Consider the following 19,407-nt stretch of genomic DNA (forward strand, 5'->3'; position numbering starts at 1 on the left):
AGACCGGTGGCATCATGACGCCATGCAGGGGTGGGGGAAGGAATTCCGTGCTTGGCTCTTGTCGCTCGACGAGCCCGGAGCACGTGCGCTGCTGACATGGCATCAGTGCCTGCGTGATCACGCGTGTGAACCCCGTCACGAGACGCGGTCCTCCGCGCCGGTGGCCCGGCGCGAGCTGAACACCTTCCGGGTGTGGGTCACCCGGGCGAAACAGCCTCAGCTGGACTCGGCCGCCAGGTGCGGACTGACCTGGGCGTGCAGGGTGTTGATCGACACCCTCGGCTGTCCCCCGGACGTGATCCGGCAGCCGACGCTCGAACAGCTGCGGACCATGCTGGAAGTGCTCGATCCCGCGCTGGCCCGGTGCGCGCTGTACGGGCTGCTGGCGGGAGACCTGAGCAAACTTCCCGCGGTGGGCATGGCCCGCAAGCACGCCGACATCCTGTGGCCGGCCGCGGACGCGCTGCCGCCCTCCGACCCCGCCGAGACACTGAGGAGAGCCGTGACAGCATCAGGGCGCCGGGGGCCGGGTGCCCCGGTCGACGCCGTCGGACGTCCTTCGGGTGAAGACGGACGCTCTTCCGGCGAAGGCGTACGGCCCGACGCACACGAGGAGCACCTGGCAGACGTCTCCTCGGAGGGTGGCGAGGGGGCGCACGGCGAGCTTGTCGAGCTCAAGCAGGCCGGCGCGCGCCTGACCGCGCTGCTCCGGGCCGCCGCGGACGCCGTGGAGAACGGCCGGCGCCCGGCCGCGCCCGGCGATGTCGTCGAGGCGCTGAACGGATGGGTCGTCCTGCGCGAGCGCATCGCGGACCGCTGCGCGGACGCGGGGGTCGACTGGCCGGACGAGTCCGACTACGCGTGGCTGGCGGCCGAACAGCTCCGGCTGGAGAAGGCCCGGGCCGAACTCGCCTCGTTGCGTGAACGGGCCGATTCGTACGACACCCTCATCGGCGCGACCGCGGACCCGGACGAGACGGCGACGCTCAGCATGCTGCGCGACCGGGTGCATGCCCAGATCGACGAGCTCATGACCGCTCTCGGCAAGGGCGCGTACACCGCGTCGACCGTTGTCGGTGACGGCGCCCCCGTCACGGCACCGTCCGGGGAAGCCTCTCACCCGGCCGCCGACGGTACGGCCCCGGCGAACGGCGACGTCACCGGCCAGGTGTCCGACGCGGAGGCGCTGCCCGGCGCCGGGCGCGCGGACGACGTTCCGGCACCACGGCGGGGCGACGACGTGCTGACGTCGGACCAGCCGGAAGCGCCGCTTGCCGAGGACCGGGCGGAGCAGGGGGCCGCCGTGGTCCAGCCGCCCGCGGCCACTTTGGAGGCGCCGGTCGGGGCCGAGCCGGCGGAGGACGGCACGGCTCGCGCGGAGGCGCAGGTCGTCTCCGTACCGTCCACTGCCGACACCGGGCCGGACGACACGTCGACGGCGCCCGACGGGCTTCCCGTCGCCCTCGACCCGTTCACCGCCACGGACACCGACGGCGACCGCACGGAGGAGAGCGGTTCCGACGGCGGGGACGACGACCTCACCGGAGCCCGGGACACGGCCGCCGCGGACACCGTCCAGGAACAGCCCCAAACCCCCCGTACCGCCGGCTTCTCCGACTCCGACACGAACTCGGAGGACGAGCCGTGGCCCGCGGCGGTCGTCGACGCCGACTGGGACGTGCGTGCCCCGTGGGACTCGGGACACGAACCGCCCGTCGCGCGACTGGTGGCCGCCGGACGCCTCGCCGAGGCCTACTGGATGACGGCGGCTTCGGCCGAGCCCGACATCCGGGCCCGCGCCCTGGCGTTCGCCGCCGCCGCGTTCGGCTGCGTGACCGAGTCGGAGGCCACGGACGTCCAGATCCTGCACGACCTGGACCCGGCCCGGCTCGCCCAGGACAGGGACGCCCATCTGACGGCCCTCGTCGCGGCCCTCCGCGCCGGGCTGACCGCTTGCTGGCCGCACGCGCTGGTCAGCGACTTCACGGCGCCGGCCGGACTGGCGGCACCCTGGCAGGAACTGCTCACGGTCCTGGTCGTCGCGGTCCGCAACGGGCGCTCGTTCGACCCGGGCGCCCAGCACGCCGACGACGACAGCCAGGAGCACGACCTCAAGGAGGAACTCGGCTCGCAGGCGCGGCAGTTGCTCGACAGCCTCTCCCGCAGGAAGACCAAGTACCAGCGCGCCACCCGAGTCCTGCAGTACCTCGTCGGCCCGATGGGCGAACTCGGCGTGGCCCTGGGCGATGTCATCCAGTGGGTGGCCGGCGGCGAGCTGCCCGCCACCGGCTTCCGCTCCCGGGCGGAGGAACTGCGGGACCACGACTACGTGGACCGCCTGATCGAACAGACCGACAGCCGGTTCCGCACGCCCAAGCAGGCCAAGGAGCCGATCACCGCAGGCGCGTTGCGCCAGTTGCACGCCGCGTGCCGGTCGGTGTCGGACGTCCTCATGAAGGCGGACGCCGTCGCCGCGAGTCTGATGCGGCCGACCGGGCTCGGCCAGTCGGGCATACCGGATCTCGCCGCGGCGCGCCGCGACCTGCGCCACGTGACCCCGCCGCCGGGCGTGGGCGGCGCGGCGCTGCTGCTGCTCAAGCACTGGCTGGAGGGCAGTACCCCGTCCCTGCCGGCGCCCGAGGACCGGCCGGACGGCGACGGCGAGAGCACGACGCCTTCGGCCGACCGCCTGCTCGCACTGCCCGAACTGCCGCGCGACGACGCGGGCCTGCCCGACCTGCACGACAACCGCACCGCCCGCCGTATGGCGGCGCTCATGGCCGACCCGGACGCCGAACAGGCCCTGCGCCGCTACCTCACCCGCGGCGACCTGCACCTCGCACGGGCCCTGGTGGACTCCGTACGGCAGGACGCGAGTGCCTACGGTGTCGTGGACGCCGACTGGGCGGAGAGCGCGGAGCGCCGTCTGCAACAGGCCCAGGAGAGCTGGCGGGCGACGGTACGGCATCGTCACACGAAGGCCGCCGGACTGCTCGCGCAGATGCGTACCCTCAACCTGCTGGCTCCCGACCAGGAGCGTCAGTTCACGGGCCGGCTCCAGGAGTTCGCCCACGGCGAGGACCTCGGCCGGTACCGGTACGCGGTCGCGAGGCTCGACGAACTCGGCCAGGACCTGTCCCAGCTCGTACAGCGTTCGACGCGTCGGCAGCTCCAGGAACTGGAGCAGCTGAGGCTCGCCCCGGGCCGTCCGCTCGGTCAGCCGGAGTACGACCGCATCGCCAAGCTGATCACCGAGGGCGACACGGTCACGGCCGAGGAGTTCCTGGCCCTCGCCCGTGGCGGCAGGCCGCTGCCCGAGCGTCCCGAGGACGACGACGCCGAACTCGCCGACTTCATGGGGGACCTGACCGGCCCGGGGGTCCCTCAGCCGGGCGGTGACGGCGTCGACGCCGACTGGTGGACGCACGCCTACGGTCCGGACGTCCAGTTGACGGAGGCGGCCGAACTCGGCCTGAAGTCCTGGAAGGCCCTGTGCACCCGGCACGGACGCAACAGCGAGTGGCAGCAGCATCTGCCCCGTGTGCTGAGGCTGCTGGGCCTGGAGCCGAACAGCCAGCCGGTCGTGGAGACGCGGACGCAGGGCGTGCGCCGGTTCAAGGTGCGGGCGCGAGTCGCCGAGCGCACCGGTTACGTCGCGGCGCTCGGCTCCCAGGCCACCTCGTACACCATCCAGCTCATCTGGGAGGAGCAGCGGGCGAACGGTCCGCTGGCCCATCTGGAGGACGCCGACGTCGACGCCAACCTGGTGCTCTATCTGCACCCCCTGGGCATCGAGGGGCGCCGTCGGCTGGCCGACGCGTCGCGGTCGGGGGCTCAGCAGGCCCTGGTCGTCGACCCGGCGGTCGTCGGGTGGATGGCGGCCCGCGCGCCGGGCAGCTTCCGCGCCATGCAGCGGGTCACCCTGCCCTGGGCGGCGTACAACCCGTACACGCCGTTCGTGGCGGGCCTCGTGCCCGCGGAGGTCTTCTACGGCCGTGACGAGGAGATGCGCGAGGTCATGGACCCGCGCGGGGGACTGTTCCTGTACGGCGGCCGCCAGCTCGGCAAGTCCGCGCTGCTGCGCAGAGTCGCGAAGATCTTCCCCCGGCGCTCCGACGACTATGTCGCCGTCTACCTCGACCTGCTGAAGGCGGAGATCGGTCAGGCCGAGGCGCCCGACAAGATCTGGAGCATGCTCGCCGACGAGCTCAGGCGCCGGGGCGTCTTCGGCAACCGGCGCGTCGAACAGGCCGGCCCCGACCACATCGCACGTCGCCTCGGCGAGTGGCTGGACGAGGACGCGTCGCGCCGCCTGCTGGTGCTCGCGGACGAGGCGGACGCGTTCCTGACGGCGGACTCGCGCCGGACGTTCAAGGCGGGCGGCGAGTCGACCTTCCCGAACGTCAAACGCTTCCAGCATCTGATGGAGCACTCGGACCGGCGGTTCAAGATTGTCTTCGCCGGTCTGCACCAGGTACAGCGCTTCGGCGCCCTGTCCAACGTCTCCACCGCCCACGGCGGCCCGGACGTGCTGGTCGGGCCGCTGAAGCAACAGGCCGCGCTCAAGCTGGTCACCGAGCCCATGGCCGCGCTGGGTTACGTCTTCGAGCGCCCCGAGCTGGTCTGGCGCATCCTCGCCATCACCAACTACCAGGCGAACCTCGTGCAGATCTTCTGCAGCGAGCTCGTCCGCACGCTGCACTCGCGGCCGTACGTGATCACCGGCCGGGCCATGGCCATCACCGACGGGGACGTGCAGGAGGTGGCGGCCTCCGAGACACTCCGCCGCAGGATCGCGGAACGGCTGCGCTTCACCATCAACCTGGAGGACCGCTACCGGGTCCTCGCGCTCGTCATAGCGCTCCGCAGCCTGGGAGACGGTTATCGCGGTGGCTACAGCGCCAAGGAGCTGCTGGACCTCGCACGGGACGCGTGGCCGGCGGGCTTCGAGGAATGCGGCGTCCAGCAGGCCGAGATCTACCTCACCGAGATGGTCGGCCTCGGCCTGCTGATCCGGCTGGGCGACCGGGCGGGCTTCGCCGTACGCAGCCCGAACGTGGTGAACATGCTCGGCACGCGCGAGGAGCTGGAACTCGAGCTGCACGAGACCGAGTTCGGCCTGCCCTACGACTACAACCCCCGTGCCGCGAGGCGTGTCCTGGGCAGGGACGGCAGCACCGGCGTCCAGCGCTACAGTCCCCTCACCGAGGGCCAGCTCCACGAGGCGGCCCAGCCTGGTGTCTCGGTGGTCCCGACGACGGAACTTCATCAGCCGGACCTGGTGCTGCGAGCCGTCGCCGCGTTCGCCGAGGGACGCGGTGTGAGGGTCGTCCGTGCCGGCGGAGCCGACGTGCGGCCCGCGCTGACGGACGCCGTGTCCCGCCCGCGCACGGCTCACGTCGTCCTCGCCGATCTGCGCGGGGTGCCCGTCGACGACCTCGGGGAGCAGCTGCGGCTGGCCGTCGAACACGCCGGGCCTCCTGCCGACAAGCACGTGCCGCAGAGCGAAGGGCGCAAGGAGAAGCAGACCCGGTCCGTGCTCGTCGTCGCCGACGCCGAGGCCGTGGGCGCACTGCGTGCCGACGACGAGGGCCGGCGCCTGCGGGTGCGGATGCTGAAGCCGCTGCGCTGGACGGCGGATTCCCTGCGGGCCTGGCCGGAGTGTCCTTTCGTCTCCGGTGAGGACCGTCGGCGTCTGACCGCGGCGACCTCCGGCTGGCCGCGCTGGACGGAGACCGCGGTCGCCGACGTGTCGCTGCGCGGGGCCACGCTCGACGACGCTCTCGATCACATCCGCGCGGTCACGGCCAAGTCCACGAACGTGAAAGAACACCTGAGACTCTCCGGCCTCACCGAGCGGGACCTCGCACTGCTGGAGATGTGGACCGCGTACGTCGAGGAGGGGCAGGGCGTTCCCGTCGACGACGTCGAGGCCGCGACCGGGCTGTCGGCCCGGGAGACCGCGGACTGGCTGGCCCATCTGGACCGGCTCGGCGTCCTCGACGAGGTCGGCGAAGGCCTGGCGGTCGACCCCGTCACCTTCCGGGCGCTGCGGGCACGGGCCACGGGGACTTCGTGACGGCGGAGCAGGACGGCGGTAGCCTCCTCGGCCTGCCCGGTGTCCGACGGCAACTCCACTCGATGGCCGCCGACCTGGCCGCCGGCCTCAACTGCCTCTGGCTGCTGCCCGACCATCTGGTCGACACCGGGCACGCCGAGGAGCTGTACCGTGCGGCTCTCCACTCGGCGCCGGACCGCCTGGACATACGGCCGCCGGAGGTTCTGCCGCTCCCCGCTCCACGGACGCCGGAGACGGGCGAGGCCGTACCCGGGGCGTCACAGCACGACGGGGACCGGGCGTGGGACAGGGACGCCGTGGAGATCTGGGAGGGGGACGACGCCTGGGACAGCCTGCCGGACCTCGACTTCGACGACGGCTTCGACATCGGCTGGACCGTGGCCGCCCCCGTCCCGGCCCGGCCACGCCCGCTCGAACACGCCATGCCGGAGCTCTTCGAGCGCCTGGGCAAGGAACTGGCGGTGAGTCCCACCGAGGTGATCGAACGGCTCGCGGTCCGCGGCAGCCGCTGGCGGCCCGTCGTCGGTCTGCGCGCGTGGTGCGAGACGGACGAGGCGGCCTCCGGGCCGTCGGGTGCCCCCGCCCCGGGCAGAGGCAGCGCGGTCGAACGGCTCTTGCGCTCCCTGACCGCCGCGGTGAAGGAGGCGGGCCTGTCTCCCTCGGAACGTCCCCGGCTGCTCGTCGTCGCCCGCCTCCGCGACCTCCCGCCGTCGCTGGTCGACGAACTGGACCGGGACATCGCCACGACGGCCGTGCACTGGTGGTGGGGCACGGTGGGGCGGCTGGACACCGCCCTGGTCGTCGCGGCCGACAGGCCCCCTTCTTCCGGCGGCACACCGGAACACCGCATCCTCAAGGCCGTACGGGAGGAGACGATCGCCGAACTCGCCTCCTTCGATCTGGCGCTCGCCCGGCGGCTGACCGCGGAGTGGGACGGCACCACCCGGCGTCTCGACGCCGTGCTGCGCCGCTGTGTCGACAGCGTGCCGGCGGCCGATGCCCGGGCCTGCCCGGAAGCCTTGTTCGGGAGGGGCACGCCCCGGCGGCCCGGGTCCTTGCTGCGACAAGCCTGGGCCCGGGGTGTCGTGCAGTCGTGGGAAGGACGACTGCGGCATCATCCGGCCCGCTGGTACGCCGAGGGCACTCCGGGTGAGCCGCCGGAGCTGTCGGTCGCCGTGGGACAGGCCCAGCAGCGGGTGGTGCTGCCATGGATCGAGGATGCCCGGGAACAGCTGGCGCGACTGGGCCTCGGATACGCCACGCGACCCCTCGGCGTCCTGGTGGCCGAGTTCAGCGCACGGCCTCCTGCGGACCTCGGAAACCGCGCCCGGCAAGCGTTCCTCGAACTGGAGGTCGGCTCGCTCCTCGCGGCGTACCACGGAGACGGCATCGCCTTCCCCGCGGAGGAACTCGCGCTGCTGAAGCTGCTCGTCAAGGTCAGGAACATCCTCTCCCACCGCGAGGCGCTGCGCGATCACACGCTCCGTACCCTCTGCGACGAGCTGACCTCGGCACACCGTCGGTGGGCGAAACTGTAGAGATCCGACAGGCACACACCCGAGCCACTGTCGGTGCCCGCTTGCCCTCCGGCGCGGCGCGACCGATAGGTTTTCGGTGAAGCCGCCTGTCCGACGGACGTCGATTCGTCCGGGCGGATTGTCGGAACGCTGCAGACCGCTAATCGAAAGGGTGATCCGTTGAGCCGCTCGGTTCTCGTCACCGGAGGCAACCGGGGCATCGGCCTCGCCATCGCCCGCGCTTTCGCCGACGCCGGCGACAAGGTCGCGATCACGTACCGCTCGGGTGAGCCGCCGGCCGGCTTCCTCGCGGTCAAGTGCGACATCACCGACCCCGAGCAGGTCGAGCAGGCGTACAAGGAGATCGAGGAGCAGCACGGCCCCGTCGAGGTCCTCGTCGCCAACGCGGGCGTGACCAAGGACCAGCTGCTGATGCGCATGTCCGAGGAGGACTTCACCTCGGTCGTCGACACGAACCTGACCGGTACCTTCCGGGTCGTGAAGCGCGCCAACCGCGGGATGCTGCGCGCCAAGAAGGGCCGCGTCGTCCTGATCTCCTCCGTGGTCGGTCTGCTGGGCTCGGCCGGGCAGGCGAACTACGCCGCCTCCAAGGCCGCCATGGTCGGCTTCGCGCGCTCCCTCGCCCGTGAGCTGGGCTCGCGCAACATCACCTTCAACGTCGTCGCCCCCGGCTTCGTCGACACCGACATGACCAAGGCGCTCACCGACGAGCAGCGCAAGGGCATCGTGTCGCAGGTGCCGCTCGGCCGCTACGCGCAGCCGGAGGAGGTCGCCGCCGCCGTGCGCTTCCTCGCCTCGGACGACGCCTCGTACATCACTGGAGCCGTCATCCCCGTTGACGGCGGACTGGGAATGGGTCACTGATCACCATGAGTGGAATTCTTGAGGGCAAGCGCATCCTGATCACGGGTGTGCTGACGGAGGCCTCCATCGCCTTCCACGCGGCCAAGCTGGCCCAGGAGCAGGGCGCGGAGATCATCCTGACCGCGTTCCCGCGACCCACGCTGACCGAGCGCATCGCCAAGAAGCTGCCGAAGCCCGCCAAGGTCATCGAGCTGGACGTCACCAACGAGGAGCACCTCGCGCGGCTGGCCGACATCGTCGGCGAGGAGCTGGGCGGCCTGGACGGCGTCGTCCACTCCATCGGCTTCGCCCCGCAGGACGCGCTCGGCGGCAACTTCCTGAACACCCCGTTCGAGTCGGTCGCCACCGCCATGCACGTCTCCGCCTTCTCCCTGAAGTCGCTGACCATGGCCTGCCTGCCGCTGATGCAGAACGGCGGCTCCGTCGTCGGCCTCACCTTCGACGCGCAGTACGCCTGGCCGCAGTACGACTGGATGGGCCCGGCCAAGGCCGCCCTGGAGGCCACCAGCCGCTACATGGCGCGCGACCTGGGCAAGCAGAACATCCGCTGCAACCTCATCTCCGCCGGTCCGCTCGGCTCCATGGCCGCGAAGTCCATCCCGGGCTTCTCCGACCTGGCCGCCGTGTGGGACTCCCGCTCCCCGCTGGAGTGGGACCTGAAGGACCCGGAGCCGGCCGGCCGCGGCATCGTCGCGCTGCTGAGCGACTGGTTCCCGAAGACCACGGGCGAGATCATCCACGTCGACGGCGGTCTGCACGCGATCGGCGCCTGAGCCGCATCCGCGCCCTGGCTGTACCGCGAGGCCCGCATCCCGGAAGGGGTGCGGGCCTCGTCCCGTAGGGGGGAGACTTACGTGCCGTAGGGGTGCGGCTTGCGTGCCGTAGGGGACCGGTCGGGGCGCCGTAGGGGCCGTCACCCGTAAGCGGTACGTCCGCCCGCCCGAGCCGCGTCACTCTTTCGGCTCACCTGCCGGGCCGTACCGCCCCCCGCGCCGCACGCTCGAAGCAGGCGTTGTCCCGCCCGCCCCTCCGCAGCCCGGCCGAGGAGGTTCCCTTGTGCGCCTGTCCCGCAGCCTGGCCCCGGTGACCGCGGCCCTGGCCCTCGTCCTGTCCCTGCCCTCCGCCGCGCTCGCGCCCGCGCGCGCGGACGACTCCGCGCCCGCCCCCAGCCTCTTCGGCGCGGCCTGCCGTACGGCCGTCGAGGGCTCGCACGTGGTCGCGTACTGCCACAACCCCTACGTGGACACCGACCGGGTCCGGCTGCACATCGAGTGCGCCCGCTGGTGGGACATCGACACCGACAGCGCGCCGGTGGACACCGACGCGGCCATGACGGTCAAGCTGACGGGGCGCTGCTGGAAGGAGATCCGCTCGGTGTGGATCAGCCACCAGAAGGTGCGCTGAGCCGGCCCGCGCGGCACAGGAACGGATAGCTGGCGGCCTCCATGGCGGCCAGTTCCGCGTCGCCGGCGCGGATCGCGTCCACCAGACGGGCGTGGTCCATGTGCGTCTCGGGGGTGAGCCCGTCGCCCACGTCCGCGCGCAGCCAGTCGCGCAGCACCTCGCCGAGGTCGGCGTACATCGCCGTCATGACGTCGTTGTGCGAGGCCGCCACCACGGCCAGATGGAAGGTCGCGTCGGCCGCCACGAACGCCTCCGCCTCCCCGGCCTCCCACGCCTCCTCGCGCCTGCCCAGGAGCGCGTCCAGCTGCTTGAGGTCCTTCTCGGTGCGCCGCTCGGCCGCCTTGCGCGCCGCCGCCGACTCCAGCGTGGACCGCAGCTCCGCGATGTGCCGGGGGTCGGCGTCCGCGAACCTGCGCTGCATCACACCGGCCAGCTCGCTCGTCGCCACGACGTACGTGCCGGAGCCCTGGCGGATGTCCAGCAGACCGTTGTGCGCGAGCGCGCGCACCGCCTCGCGGACGGTGTTGCGGGCGACGCCCAGCTGCTCGACCAGCTCGGGCTCGGTGGGGATGCGCGATCCGACCGGCCACTCGCCGGAGGCGATCTGATTCCGCAGCTCGGCGATGACCTGCTCGGACAGCGCCGAACGTCGGGGGTGACTCAGGGGCATGGCACACCTTCGCACGCGAACGCGGGGTGCGGCCGCTCCGGGGATGGACAACCAATCATCCCATGATTCTATGATGGGCCTCATGGCGAGTGAAGAGACCGGGACCGTGGCCGCCCGTACGGAAGAGCCGCGCACCGCGCGCGGTACGGACGAACGGGGCAAGGACGGGCAGGAAACGGCGTCCCCGCGCGCGTGGATGACGCGACTGCTGGTCGTCGGCATCGTCCTGTCGGCGCTGAACCTCCGCCCGGCCATCACCAGCCTCGGCGCCCTCCTGGAGGAGGTCCGCGACGGGCTCGGCATGAGCGGCAGCGTGGCGGGCCTGCTGACCTCGGTTCCCCCGCTCTGCTTCGCGGTCTTCGGCGCCACCGCGCCCCGCCTCGCCCGCCGCTTCGGCCTGGGCGCGGTGGTCTGCGCGGGCATGACCGCCATCACCGCGGGGCTCCTGATACGCCCCTACGCCGGCAGCACCCCCGGCTTCCTCGCCGCCAGCGCGCTGGCCCTCATGGGCATCGCCGTCAGCAACGTCCTGATGCCGGTCATCGTCAAGCGCTGGTTCCCGGACCGCGTGGGCTCCATGACGGGCCTGTACTCCATGGCGCTCGCCGCGGGCACGGCGGTGGCGGCGGCGGTCGCCGTCCCGCTGGCCCACGCGCTCGGCGGCTGGCAGCCGGGCCTCGCGATCTGGGCGGCCCTGGCGGGGGCGGCGATCCTGCCGTGGCTGCCGCTGGTACGGAAGCGGGAGGAAGGCGCGGGTGCGCGTGCGGGTGCGGGCGCCGCCGGGGGAGCCGCCCCCAAGGTGCCGGACCCCGCGGCGCACCAGGCGCCCCTCCGCATCACCCGCAGCCGTACCGCCTGGGCGCTGGCCGTCTTCTTCGGCCTCCAGGCGACCGGCGCGTACATCACCATGGGCTGGATGCCGCAGATCTTCCGGGACGCGGGCGTACCGGCGAGCACGGCGGGTGTCCTGCTCGCGGTCACCATGGTGATGGGCGTACCGCTGGCCTTCGTCATCCCGAGGGTCGCCGCCCGGCTGCCCCACCAGGGCCCCATCGTGCTGACGCTCGGCGCGTGCGGCCTCGCGGGCTACGCCGGTCTCTACCTCGCGCCCGCCGCCGGCGCCTGGGCGTGGGCCCTGCTGCTCGGCGTCTCCAACTGCGCGTTCCCGCTCGCGCTGACCATGGTCGGCATGCGGGCGCGCAGCGGTCCGGGCGTGGCCCAGCTGTCGGCGTTCGCGCAGAGCACCGGCTATCTGATCTCGATCCCGGGCCCGCTGCTGGTCGGCGTGCTCTACCAGCGCAGCGGCGGCTGGGGCGTGCCCCTCGCGCTCATGGCGGGCCTCATGGTGCCGCAGATGGTCGTCGGCGTCCTCGCGGGCCGCGACCGCACGGTGGAGGACGAGGCGGCCCGCTGAGCCGCCCCCGCCGGACCCGTACCGGACGAAGGGTGCGAGACTGACGCCATGCAGCCTGTGCTCGACCCCAACCCGAAGAACGGCCAGAAGAAGATGCTCCTCGTCTTCGGCTCGTTCCTCGCCGTCTTCGTGATCATCGCCGTCATCGCGACGATCGCCTCGCCCTGACCCCCACCCCGGGCGGGGGCTGTCCCCCCATCCCCTAGGGGACGAGTCTCAGGGTGAAGTGGGTGGATCTCCGGATAGGCCCACGGACGGTGATTCCGTAACTTCGAAGTGTGCCGCGACGCAGGGTCGCGGCACCCGCTTCGAAGACCGACGGAGGCGACCATGTCCGTCCGCACCCATCCCCGGACGCACCCGGCGACCACGGGCGTCGACGGCACCCGGCTGCCCTGGTGGGCCCTGGCCCTGCCCGTGCTGGCCTTCACCGCCCTGCTCGCGCTGATCCTGAACCCGTCCGAGGCCCACGCGGCCACCGACGCCCCCATGCTCGCCCACCTGATCGAACAGATACGCGCACTCCTCGTACGGTGAGCCCACGGTGTGCGAGACCCTCGCTCATATGGTGAATCCGCATGTCAACTCCCTGCGCCAGGGCGCATCTTTCGTGCGAAGCTGGGTGCCATGAGCGTCGCTGAACCCCGCAGGATCGTCCTCTTCCGCCATGCGAAAGCCGACTGGCCCGAGGTTTCCGACCATGAGCGCCCGCTGGCCGAGCGGGGCCGTACGGATGCCACGGTCGCGGGCAGCAGACTGGCCGGCACCGGCCTCGCCTTCGACCTGGCCGTCTGCTCCACCGCCGTGCGGACCCGCGAGACGTGGAAGCTCGCCGTCCACGAGCTGGAACACCGCCCGAGGACGGTCTACGAGGACCGGGTCTACGACGCCTCACCCGGCGAGCTGATCGCCGTGCTCAACGAGACCCCGGACGACGTGCGCACGGTGATCCTCATCGGCCACAACCCCGGAATCCACCACCTCGCCGACATCCTGGCCGGCTCCACCGAGGGCGACGCCCGCGAGCGCATGAACCGCCGGGGCTTCCCGGCCGCCGCCTTCGCGGTGCTGTCGTACGACGGCGACTGGAAGAACCTGGAGCCGGGCAAGGCGACGCTGACCGAGTACTGGACCCCGTCGGAGTGAAGAACGGACGGAGGGCCCGGCACCGCAAGCGGCGCCGGGCCCTCCGTCCGTTGTCAGTCCTCGTCGTGGGTCTCGGCGGCCTCGACCTCTTCACGGGTGATGCCGAGCAGGTAGAGGACGGTGTCGAGGAAGGGGACGTTCACGGCGGTGTGGGCGGCCTCGCGGACGACCGGCTTGGCGTTGAAGGCGACACCGAGTCCGGCGGCGTTCAGCATGTCGAGGTCGTTGGCCCCGTCACCGATGGCCACGGTCTGCGCCAGCGGCACCCCGGCCTCGGCGGCGAACCGGCGCAGCAGCCGCGCCTTGCCCGCCCGGTCCACGATCTCCCCGGTGACCCGCCCGGTGAGCCTGCCGTCCTCGATCTCCAGCGTGTTGGCCTGGGCGAAGTCCAGCCCCAGCCGCTCCTTGAGATCGTCGGTGACCTGCGTGAACCCGCCGGAGACGACCCCGACCTGATAACCGAGCCGCTTCAGCGTCCGGATCAAGGTCCGCGCCCCGGGCGTGAGCCGCACCTGATCCCGCACCTTGTCCACGACGGAGGCGTCCAGCCCCTTCAGCAGCGCGACCCGGGCGTGCAGCGACTGCTCGAAGTCCAGCTCCCCACGCATCGCGGCGGCGGTCACCTCGGCGACCTCGGCCTCACAGCCCGCGTGCGCCGCGAACAGCTCGATGACCTCGTCCTGGATCAGCGTGGAGTCCACATCCATGACCACGAGCCGCTGCGCCCGCCGGTGCAGCCCCGCCGACACGACGGCGATGTCGACACCGAGTGCCGAGGCGCTCGCGGCCAGCGCACTGCGCAGCGACCCGGTCTCCACACCGGAAACGGCGAACTCCACGGCCGTGACCGGGTACTTGGCAAGCCGGAAAATACGGTCGATGTTGCCCCCGGCCTTGGCTATCCGGGCGGCGATGGCAGCCGTGGACTCAGCGGTCAGCGGATGCCCCAGCACGGTCACGAGTGACCGCCCGACCCCCCGAGGCCGGTTGTCCCCGTGCCCCGAAATGATCTCGGCCTGCATCTTCATCGACTCGGCCCAGCTGTGCACAGTGGCCCGAAGATCCCCCTCCAGCCCCGCAGGCGGCGCCGACACCAAGGCGCACAGCACCAGCCGCCCCCGAGTGACAACCTGCTCGATATCGACGACGTCGACCCGGAAAGCGGCCAAGGTGTCAAACAACCCAGCCGTGATCCCGGGCCGGTCCTTCCCGAATATCTTCACCAGCAGAGTCGGGTCATCAACAGCCTGCGAAGCGGCGTTCTGCGTAGCGCTCATGGTCCCCCCACCGTATCCGGCACCCGGTGCCTCCCGCCTCCGGGTCCACCTACCGGACCGCCCGGCGCCCCTAGGGTGTGTCTCGTCGATCAGGCCGGGCCGTAGGGGAGTGCCCGGGCGACAACGACGTGACGATCAAGCTCACCGGCGACGAGGCACTGGTGCTGTCGCACTGGCTGGAGAGGCTGCAGATGACGGACCTGAGCCGCACGGTGACGACCCGGCGGTGTGGGCCCCGATCCACCGAATCTCCGGAACCCTGGACAAGACACTCCCCGCCCTGTTCGCCCCGGACTACAACGACCACCTGCAGGCAGCCCGCAGACGCCTGACCCCGAACACCTGAGCCCCACCGCCCCGTAGAGAAGCGACCACGCCCGGCACGAGACCCGCGACAGAAGCCACCCCCCCCTCGCAAGACGGCGCCGCAGCCGCGTACGGCGGTGAGGGGACGCGGCGGGGGGTGTCCGCCCGCAGCGGCCGGCGAAAACCCAGGACGCCTGTGTGAGCAAACAGCGCGCCGGACCGAGGACGGACACCCCCCGCCGCGGCCCCGCCCCACCCCAAACCGCAGGCGCGTCAGCCACCCGGCATCCGAGGCGGAGAAGGCGGCGAAGGCGGAGAAGGCGGCGGAGGCTGATCGGACGCCCCCCGGGCCCGACGCCGAGGCGGAAGCGGAGGCGGAGGCGGCAGCGCAGGACTGGCAACGGTAGGCGCCCCGGACACGTCACCCCCACGCGCCCCCGGCACTTCGGGCAACCGCAGATACGGATTCGTGTCGGGGTTGGGCGCCCGATAGGGCCGCCCCGGCGAGTAGGGCCCGTACCGAGCCGTCCCACACACCACCCCCACAGCCTCGCCCGTCTCCGGCTCCCCCCGCCGGCCCCCCACCCGCACAACCCCCGCCCCCAAAACCCCCGCAACCAACCCCGACACACCCCCCACCAACACAGCCACCCCCACCCGCCCCCGCAACTCCACCCCCGTACCGAAGGCATCGAAACCCAGCACAGACAGAGACGCGTCCACCGACGTACCGGTGAGCCACACAAGAACCGGCAGGACCACAGCCGTAGCCACCCCAAGCCGAACCCCGCACGACAGGGCCAGCCGCCGCGTCCCCACCGGAGTACGCACGGCGGTCAGCACCCCCGCCGTCAGCATCAACAGCGCCGCCCCCACGGCGAGCAGCCACACCCGACCGTCCAGCTCGGCCAGCCGCCCCACGGTGACGGCCTGTCCGGGGGAGTCGGTGAGAAACCGGTCGACGGGATGCGGAAGCACCATCCGCAGCACACCCGTAGCCCCGCCGTCCCAGGGAACGAACAACCCCAACGGCACAGCGAGCCAAGCCCCGTTGGGCGCGCCCAGCAGAGCCGCACCGGCGATACGCCGCGGATGATCGTCCCCGACCGCGGCGTACACGGCGGCCGCGAGCCCCGCCACCACCGCCACCAGCAACACACCGACGACCGCCGAAACGGCGGCCCGCACCCCGTCCCACCCCCAAGGCAACGGCGTACGGCGAGAAGCGAGCAAGCCGATGGCCAGAACCCCGGCACACCACACCAGCCCACCCACCACCGTGCCCCCGAAGTCCACGGCGAACCGGACGGCGACCTGGGCGTGCACCAGATCCCCCATCCGGTCCGAGACCAGCCCCCCGAGCCACCCCCCACCCCCCGAAACGCGGCGCAGCCCCAGCGCACCCCCGTCGAGCGTGACAACCCCCCGCCCCACCCAGGCCAGCCCCCCGACCCCGATGGCGAACAGCACGGTCAACACACCGGCCCGCACCAGCAGTTCACCCCAGGTGACCCGAACCCCCGCCACCCGCAGGGACCGCAGGAAGAACCACCCCAGCAACAGCGCCCCCACCAGACTCACCCCCAACGGCGTTGCCTGGAAGGCGACATGAGCCTCGGCGCCCTTCATCCCGAAGGCGGACACGTCGACGGACGGCGTGACGGAACCCCTCACCGCGAGCGCCACGACGGCGGCCGTCAGCGCCCCCAGCGACCCCCGGGCATCCGCCCCGACGAGATGCAGCCCGAGCGCCGCCGTACCCCCCATCCCCACGATCGCCCATCCGGCCCCCGCGACCGCGGAAAGAACGGCGTCCCCCCAGGGCAACGAACGCGAAGAAGGCCCCCGCAGCGCACCCGCAGACCCCATGCCAGCCCCCGATCCGCCCCGAGCCGCCCGCGAGCCGCCGGAGGCAACCCGTCCCCCGCGAGGGGATTTCCACTCTCCGGCCCGATTTCCACCCCGTCAACGGCGCGAGCCGGGGCGCACTCAAGCACACGGCACCCGGACCGGATTGGGACGACAGCCCTCCGCCTGGAATAGTTCCCCACGATGTTCGACATCCCTAAACTCCCTGTGTCGGGGGTAATTCGGGGGACAACTCAGTGGGGCATGGAGTGCCGGAACTCGTACTGGAATCAAACGGCCGGACCTGGACGCTCGATCCGTCCAGGTCCTACGCCCTCGGACGTGATCCGCGGGGCGACATCGTCTTCGACGACGCCAGGGTCTCCTGGCGGCACGCCACGGTCCGTTTCGACGGCCAGGGCTGGGTCATCGAGGACCACGGCAGCACCAACGGCACCTTCGTGCAGGGCCGTCGGATCAGCCAGGCGCAGCTGGGGGCCGGTGCGGCGGTGCATCTCGGCAACGCGACCGACGGCCCGCGCGTGAACCTCTCGGGGGGACAGCAGGCCCAGCAGCCGCACCAGGCCCACCACGCGATGCCGACGCAGGCGGTGCCGCAGGTGCAGCAGGGAACGCCGTACGCCGCACAGGGCGCGGGCGCCTGGGGCCAGGGCCCGCAGCAGGCCCCGCAGGGGCACCCGGGGGGCGATCCGGACTGGCAGGGCACGCCGATCCCGCACCAACACCCCGCCCCCGACCCGGCGTCGGCGTCCGCCGGCCCGATCCCCGCCGAGCCGGTCTACGGCGACCGCAGCCCGACCACGTTCCACCAGTTCGCGCTCGGCCGCGTCATGCGCATCGGCCGCTCGCTGGACAACGAGCTGGTGGTCTCCGACCTCCAGGTCTCCCGGCACCACGCCGAGTTCCAGTCGACGCCCGACGGCCGCTTCGAGATCCGCGACCTCGGCTCGCACAACGGCACGTTCGTCAACGGCCAGCCGATCGCCAAGGGCGGCACCGCGCTGCTCGGCCCGGACGACATCGTCGGTGTCGGCCACTCCACGTTCCGGATCGTCGGCGACCGCCTCGAGGAGTTCGTCGACACCGGTGAGGTCTCCTTCTCGGCCCGCCACCTCACCGTGACGGTCGAGGGCGGCAAGCAGATCCTGAAGGACGTGTCCTTCGGCGCCCCGGAGAAGTCGCTGATCGCGGTCATCGGCCCGTCGGGCTCCGGCAAGTCCACGCTGCTCAAGGCGCTGACCGGCTACCGGCCCGCCAACGAGGGCGAGGTGCTGTACGACAGCCGTAACCTCTACAAGCAGTTCGCCGAGCTGCGCCAGCGCATCGGTCTGGTCCCGCAGGACGACATCCTGCACAAGGAGCTGACCGTCCGGAAGGCCCTGAAGTACGCGGCCAAGCTGCGCTTCCCGGCCGACACCACGCCCGCCGAGCGCGACGCCCGCATCGACGAGGTGCTGCGCGAGCTGAAGCTGGACGTGCACAAGAACAAGAAGGTCACCTCGCTCTCCGGCGGCCAGCGCAAGCGCGTCTCGGTGGCCCTGGAGCTGCTGACCAAGCCGTCGCTGATCTTCCTGGACGAGCCGACCTCGGGCCTGGACCCGGGCATGGACCGCGACGTCATGCAGCTGCTGCGCGGTCTGGCCGACGACGGCCGTACCGTCCTGGTCGTCACCCACTCGGTGGCCGAGCTGGCGCTGTGCGACAAGCTCCTGGTGATGGCGCCGGGCGGCTCGGTGGCCTACTTCGGCCCGCCGGAGGAGGCGCTGAACTTCTTCGGCTACGACAGCTGGGCCGACGTCTTCTCCGCCTTCGAGAACTACCGCGACTACGACTGGGCGGGCCGCTGGAAGGGCTCGCAGCACTACCAGATGTACGCCGCCGACATCGACGCGGTCGCCCCGCAGTCGGTGGCCGTCGCCGCGTCCAAGGCCACCAAGAAGGCCAAGCCGCAGAGCTGGGGCTCCCAGCTGCTGACGCTGATCCGGCGGTACGTCTCGGTCATCGCCTCCGACAAGGGCTTCCTGGCCCTGACGGTGCTGCTGCCCGCGGTGATCGGCGCCGTCAGCCTGCTGATCGACCACAGCAAGGACCTGCTGGTGAACCCGGTCGATCCCAAGACCGGCATCCACATCCCGAACAGCACGGCGACGACGGTGCTGCTGATCCTCGCCGTGGGCGCCTGTTTCGCGGGCTCGGCGAACTCGGTCCGTGAGCTGATCAAGGAACGGGTGATCTACGAGCGCGAACGCGCGACCGGCCTGTCCCGCTCGGCCTATCTGATGTCCAAGGTGGTCGTGCTCGGCGCGGTCACGGTGCTGCAGGGCCTGATGGTGGCCCTGATCGGCCTCTCCAGCCGGGAGATCCCCGACCGCGGCGTGGTGCTCGGCGGCTCGACGCTCCTTGAGCTGTGCCTGCCGATCATGGCGCTGGGCTTCGCCTCGATGATGTTCGGCCTGGTGATCTCCTCGCTGGTGAAGACCTCCGAGAAGACCATGCCGCTGCTGGTGATGTTCGCGATCGTCCAGGTGGTGTTCACCGGCTGCCTGTTCGCCCTGCACGGCACACCGGGTGTGAACGAGTTCTCGTACCTGATGCCCTCGCGCTGGGCGGTGGGTGCCGCGGGCGCCACGCTGGACTTCAACAACATCGCGCCGAACACCGACGACCCGACCAGCACGGACCCGCTGTGGAACCACACGGCGGGGGCCTGGACGCTGGACATGCTGGCGCTGATCGCGCTCGGCGTGCTGTGCGGCTTCCTCGTCTCGCGCTTCCTGCGCCGGCACGAGCCCGAGGTCATGCGCAAGTAGCGGCCCGGGACGCAGCACCCCGGACCACAC

General features: G+C 71.8%; 13 protein-coding genes. 10 read left to right on the forward strand and 3 right to left on the reverse strand.

The features are described from left to right. Positions 1-265: 265 nt before the first annotated feature. The 5 genes from AB0898_RS18870 to AB0898_RS18890 all read left to right on the forward strand — a co-directional run bounded on the left by AB0898_RS18870 (position 266) and on the right by AB0898_RS18890 (position 9,885). Positions 266-6,079: a hypothetical protein gene (locus AB0898_RS18870; protein WP_366804057.1), complete on the forward strand. Its 5,814-nt coding sequence runs from the start codon at positions 266-268 to the stop codon at positions 6,077-6,079. Further along, positions 6,076-7,617, forward strand: a complete 1,542-nt coding sequence (locus AB0898_RS18875; protein WP_366804058.1) for a hypothetical protein — start codon at positions 6,076-6,078, stop codon at positions 7,615-7,617. The genes AB0898_RS18870 and AB0898_RS18875 overlap by 4 nt, the downstream gene beginning before the upstream one ends. A gap of 159 nt (positions 7,618-7,776) precedes the next feature. After that, complete coding sequence (fabG, locus tag AB0898_RS18880; protein WP_366804059.1) at positions 7,777-8,481, forward strand: 3-oxoacyl-[acyl-carrier-protein] reductase; 705 nt, start codon at positions 7,777-7,779, stop codon at positions 8,479-8,481. 5 nt (positions 8,482-8,486) lie between these two features. After that, positions 8,487-9,254 carry an enoyl-ACP reductase FabI gene (gene fabI, locus AB0898_RS18885; protein ID WP_366804060.1) on the forward strand — a complete coding sequence of 256 codons (768 nt, stop codon included), beginning with the start codon at positions 8,487-8,489 and terminating at the stop codon, positions 9,252-9,254. Positions 9,255-9,537: 283 nt separating this feature from the next. Further along, on the forward strand, positions 9,538-9,885 hold the full coding sequence (locus tag AB0898_RS18890; RefSeq protein WP_366804061.1) for a hypothetical protein: 348 nt from the start codon (positions 9,538-9,540) through the stop codon (positions 9,883-9,885). Here the strand turns inward: AB0898_RS18890 and AB0898_RS18895 are convergent. Continuing rightward, the gene (locus tag AB0898_RS18895) at positions 9,863-10,555 is read right to left on the reverse strand and encodes a FadR/GntR family transcriptional regulator (RefSeq protein WP_366804062.1); all 693 of its coding nucleotides are present in this window, start codon (positions 10,553-10,555) and stop codon (positions 9,863-9,865) included. The genes AB0898_RS18890 and AB0898_RS18895 overlap by 23 nt on opposite strands. 82 nt (positions 10,556-10,637) lie before the next feature. Here AB0898_RS18895 and AB0898_RS18900 point away from each other — a divergent pair, with 82 nt between their 5' ends. The 4 genes from AB0898_RS18900 to AB0898_RS18915 all read left to right on the forward strand — a co-directional run bounded on the left by AB0898_RS18900 (position 10,638) and on the right by AB0898_RS18915 (position 13,115). Then, entirely contained in the window at positions 10,638-11,969 is a 1,332-nt protein-coding gene (locus tag AB0898_RS18900; protein ID WP_366804063.1) for a CynX/NimT family MFS transporter, read from the forward strand. 48 nt (positions 11,970-12,017) lie between these two features. Then, the gene (locus tag AB0898_RS18905; protein WP_366804064.1) at positions 12,018-12,137 is read left to right on the forward strand and encodes an SGM_5486 family transporter-associated protein; all 120 of its coding nucleotides are present in this window, start codon (positions 12,018-12,020) and stop codon (positions 12,135-12,137) included. A gap of 162 nt (positions 12,138-12,299) precedes the next feature. Then, positions 12,300-12,506, forward strand: a complete 207-nt coding sequence (locus AB0898_RS18910; RefSeq protein WP_366804065.1) for a hypothetical protein — start codon at positions 12,300-12,302, stop codon at positions 12,504-12,506. A gap of 90 nt (positions 12,507-12,596) precedes the next feature. Continuing rightward, positions 12,597-13,115 (forward strand): histidine phosphatase family protein, encoded by a 519-nt coding sequence (locus AB0898_RS18915; protein WP_366804066.1) that lies wholly within the window; start codon positions 12,597-12,599, stop codon positions 13,113-13,115. A 53-nt stretch (positions 13,116-13,168) separates the two neighbouring features. On the opposite strand, the gene serB is transcribed toward AB0898_RS18915, so the two are convergent. Beyond that, complete coding sequence (gene serB / locus AB0898_RS18920; RefSeq protein ID WP_366804067.1) at positions 13,169-14,392, reverse strand: phosphoserine phosphatase SerB; 1,224 nt, start codon at positions 14,390-14,392, stop codon at positions 13,169-13,171. A 579-nt stretch (positions 14,393-14,971) separates the two neighbouring features. Further along, on the reverse strand, positions 14,972-16,567 hold the full coding sequence (locus tag AB0898_RS18925) for a streptophobe family protein (protein WP_407078364.1): 1,596 nt from the start codon (positions 16,565-16,567) through the stop codon (positions 14,972-14,974). A gap of 248 nt (positions 16,568-16,815) precedes the next feature. On the opposite strand from AB0898_RS18925, the gene AB0898_RS18930 reads away from it, so the two are divergent. Then, on the forward strand, positions 16,816-19,377 hold the full coding sequence (locus tag AB0898_RS18930) for an FHA domain-containing protein (RefSeq protein ID WP_366804069.1): 2,562 nt from the start codon (positions 16,816-16,818) through the stop codon (positions 19,375-19,377). The last annotated feature ends 30 nt before the right edge of the window (positions 19,378-19,407 follow it).

Origin of the sequence: Streptomyces sp. NPDC005435 (assembly GCF_040703155.1) — a bacterium.
Classification (GTDB): Bacteria; Actinomycetota; Actinomycetes; order Streptomycetales; family Streptomycetaceae; genus Streptomyces.

What these genes read in the sequence shown, in the direction of transcription:
- AB0898_RS18925 (WP_407078364.1), bottom strand. Translation starts at nt 16,567, where the DNA reads ATGGGGTCTGCGGGTGCGCTGCGGGGGCCTTCTTCGCGTTCGTTGCCC.
- serB (WP_366804067.1), bottom strand. Translation starts at nt 14,392, where the DNA reads ATGAGCGCTACGCAGAACGCCGCTTCGCAGGCTGTTGATGACCCGACT.
- AB0898_RS18895 (WP_366804062.1), bottom strand. Translation starts at nt 10,555, where the DNA reads ATGCCCCTGAGTCACCCCCGACGTTCGGCGCTGTCCGAGCAGGTCATC.
- fabI (WP_366804060.1), top strand. Translation starts at nt 8,487, where the DNA reads ATGAGTGGAATTCTTGAGGGCAAGCGCATCCTGATCACGGGTGTGCTG.
- AB0898_RS18900 (WP_366804063.1), top strand. Translation starts at nt 10,638, where the DNA reads ATGGCGAGTGAAGAGACCGGGACCGTGGCCGCCCGTACGGAAGAGCCG.
- AB0898_RS18915 (WP_366804066.1), top strand. Translation starts at nt 12,597, where the DNA reads ATGAGCGTCGCTGAACCCCGCAGGATCGTCCTCTTCCGCCATGCGAAA.
- AB0898_RS18905 (WP_366804064.1), top strand. Translation starts at nt 12,018, where the DNA reads ATGCAGCCTGTGCTCGACCCCAACCCGAAGAACGGCCAGAAGAAGATG.
- AB0898_RS18910 (WP_366804065.1), top strand. Translation starts at nt 12,300, where the DNA reads ATGTCCGTCCGCACCCATCCCCGGACGCACCCGGCGACCACGGGCGTC.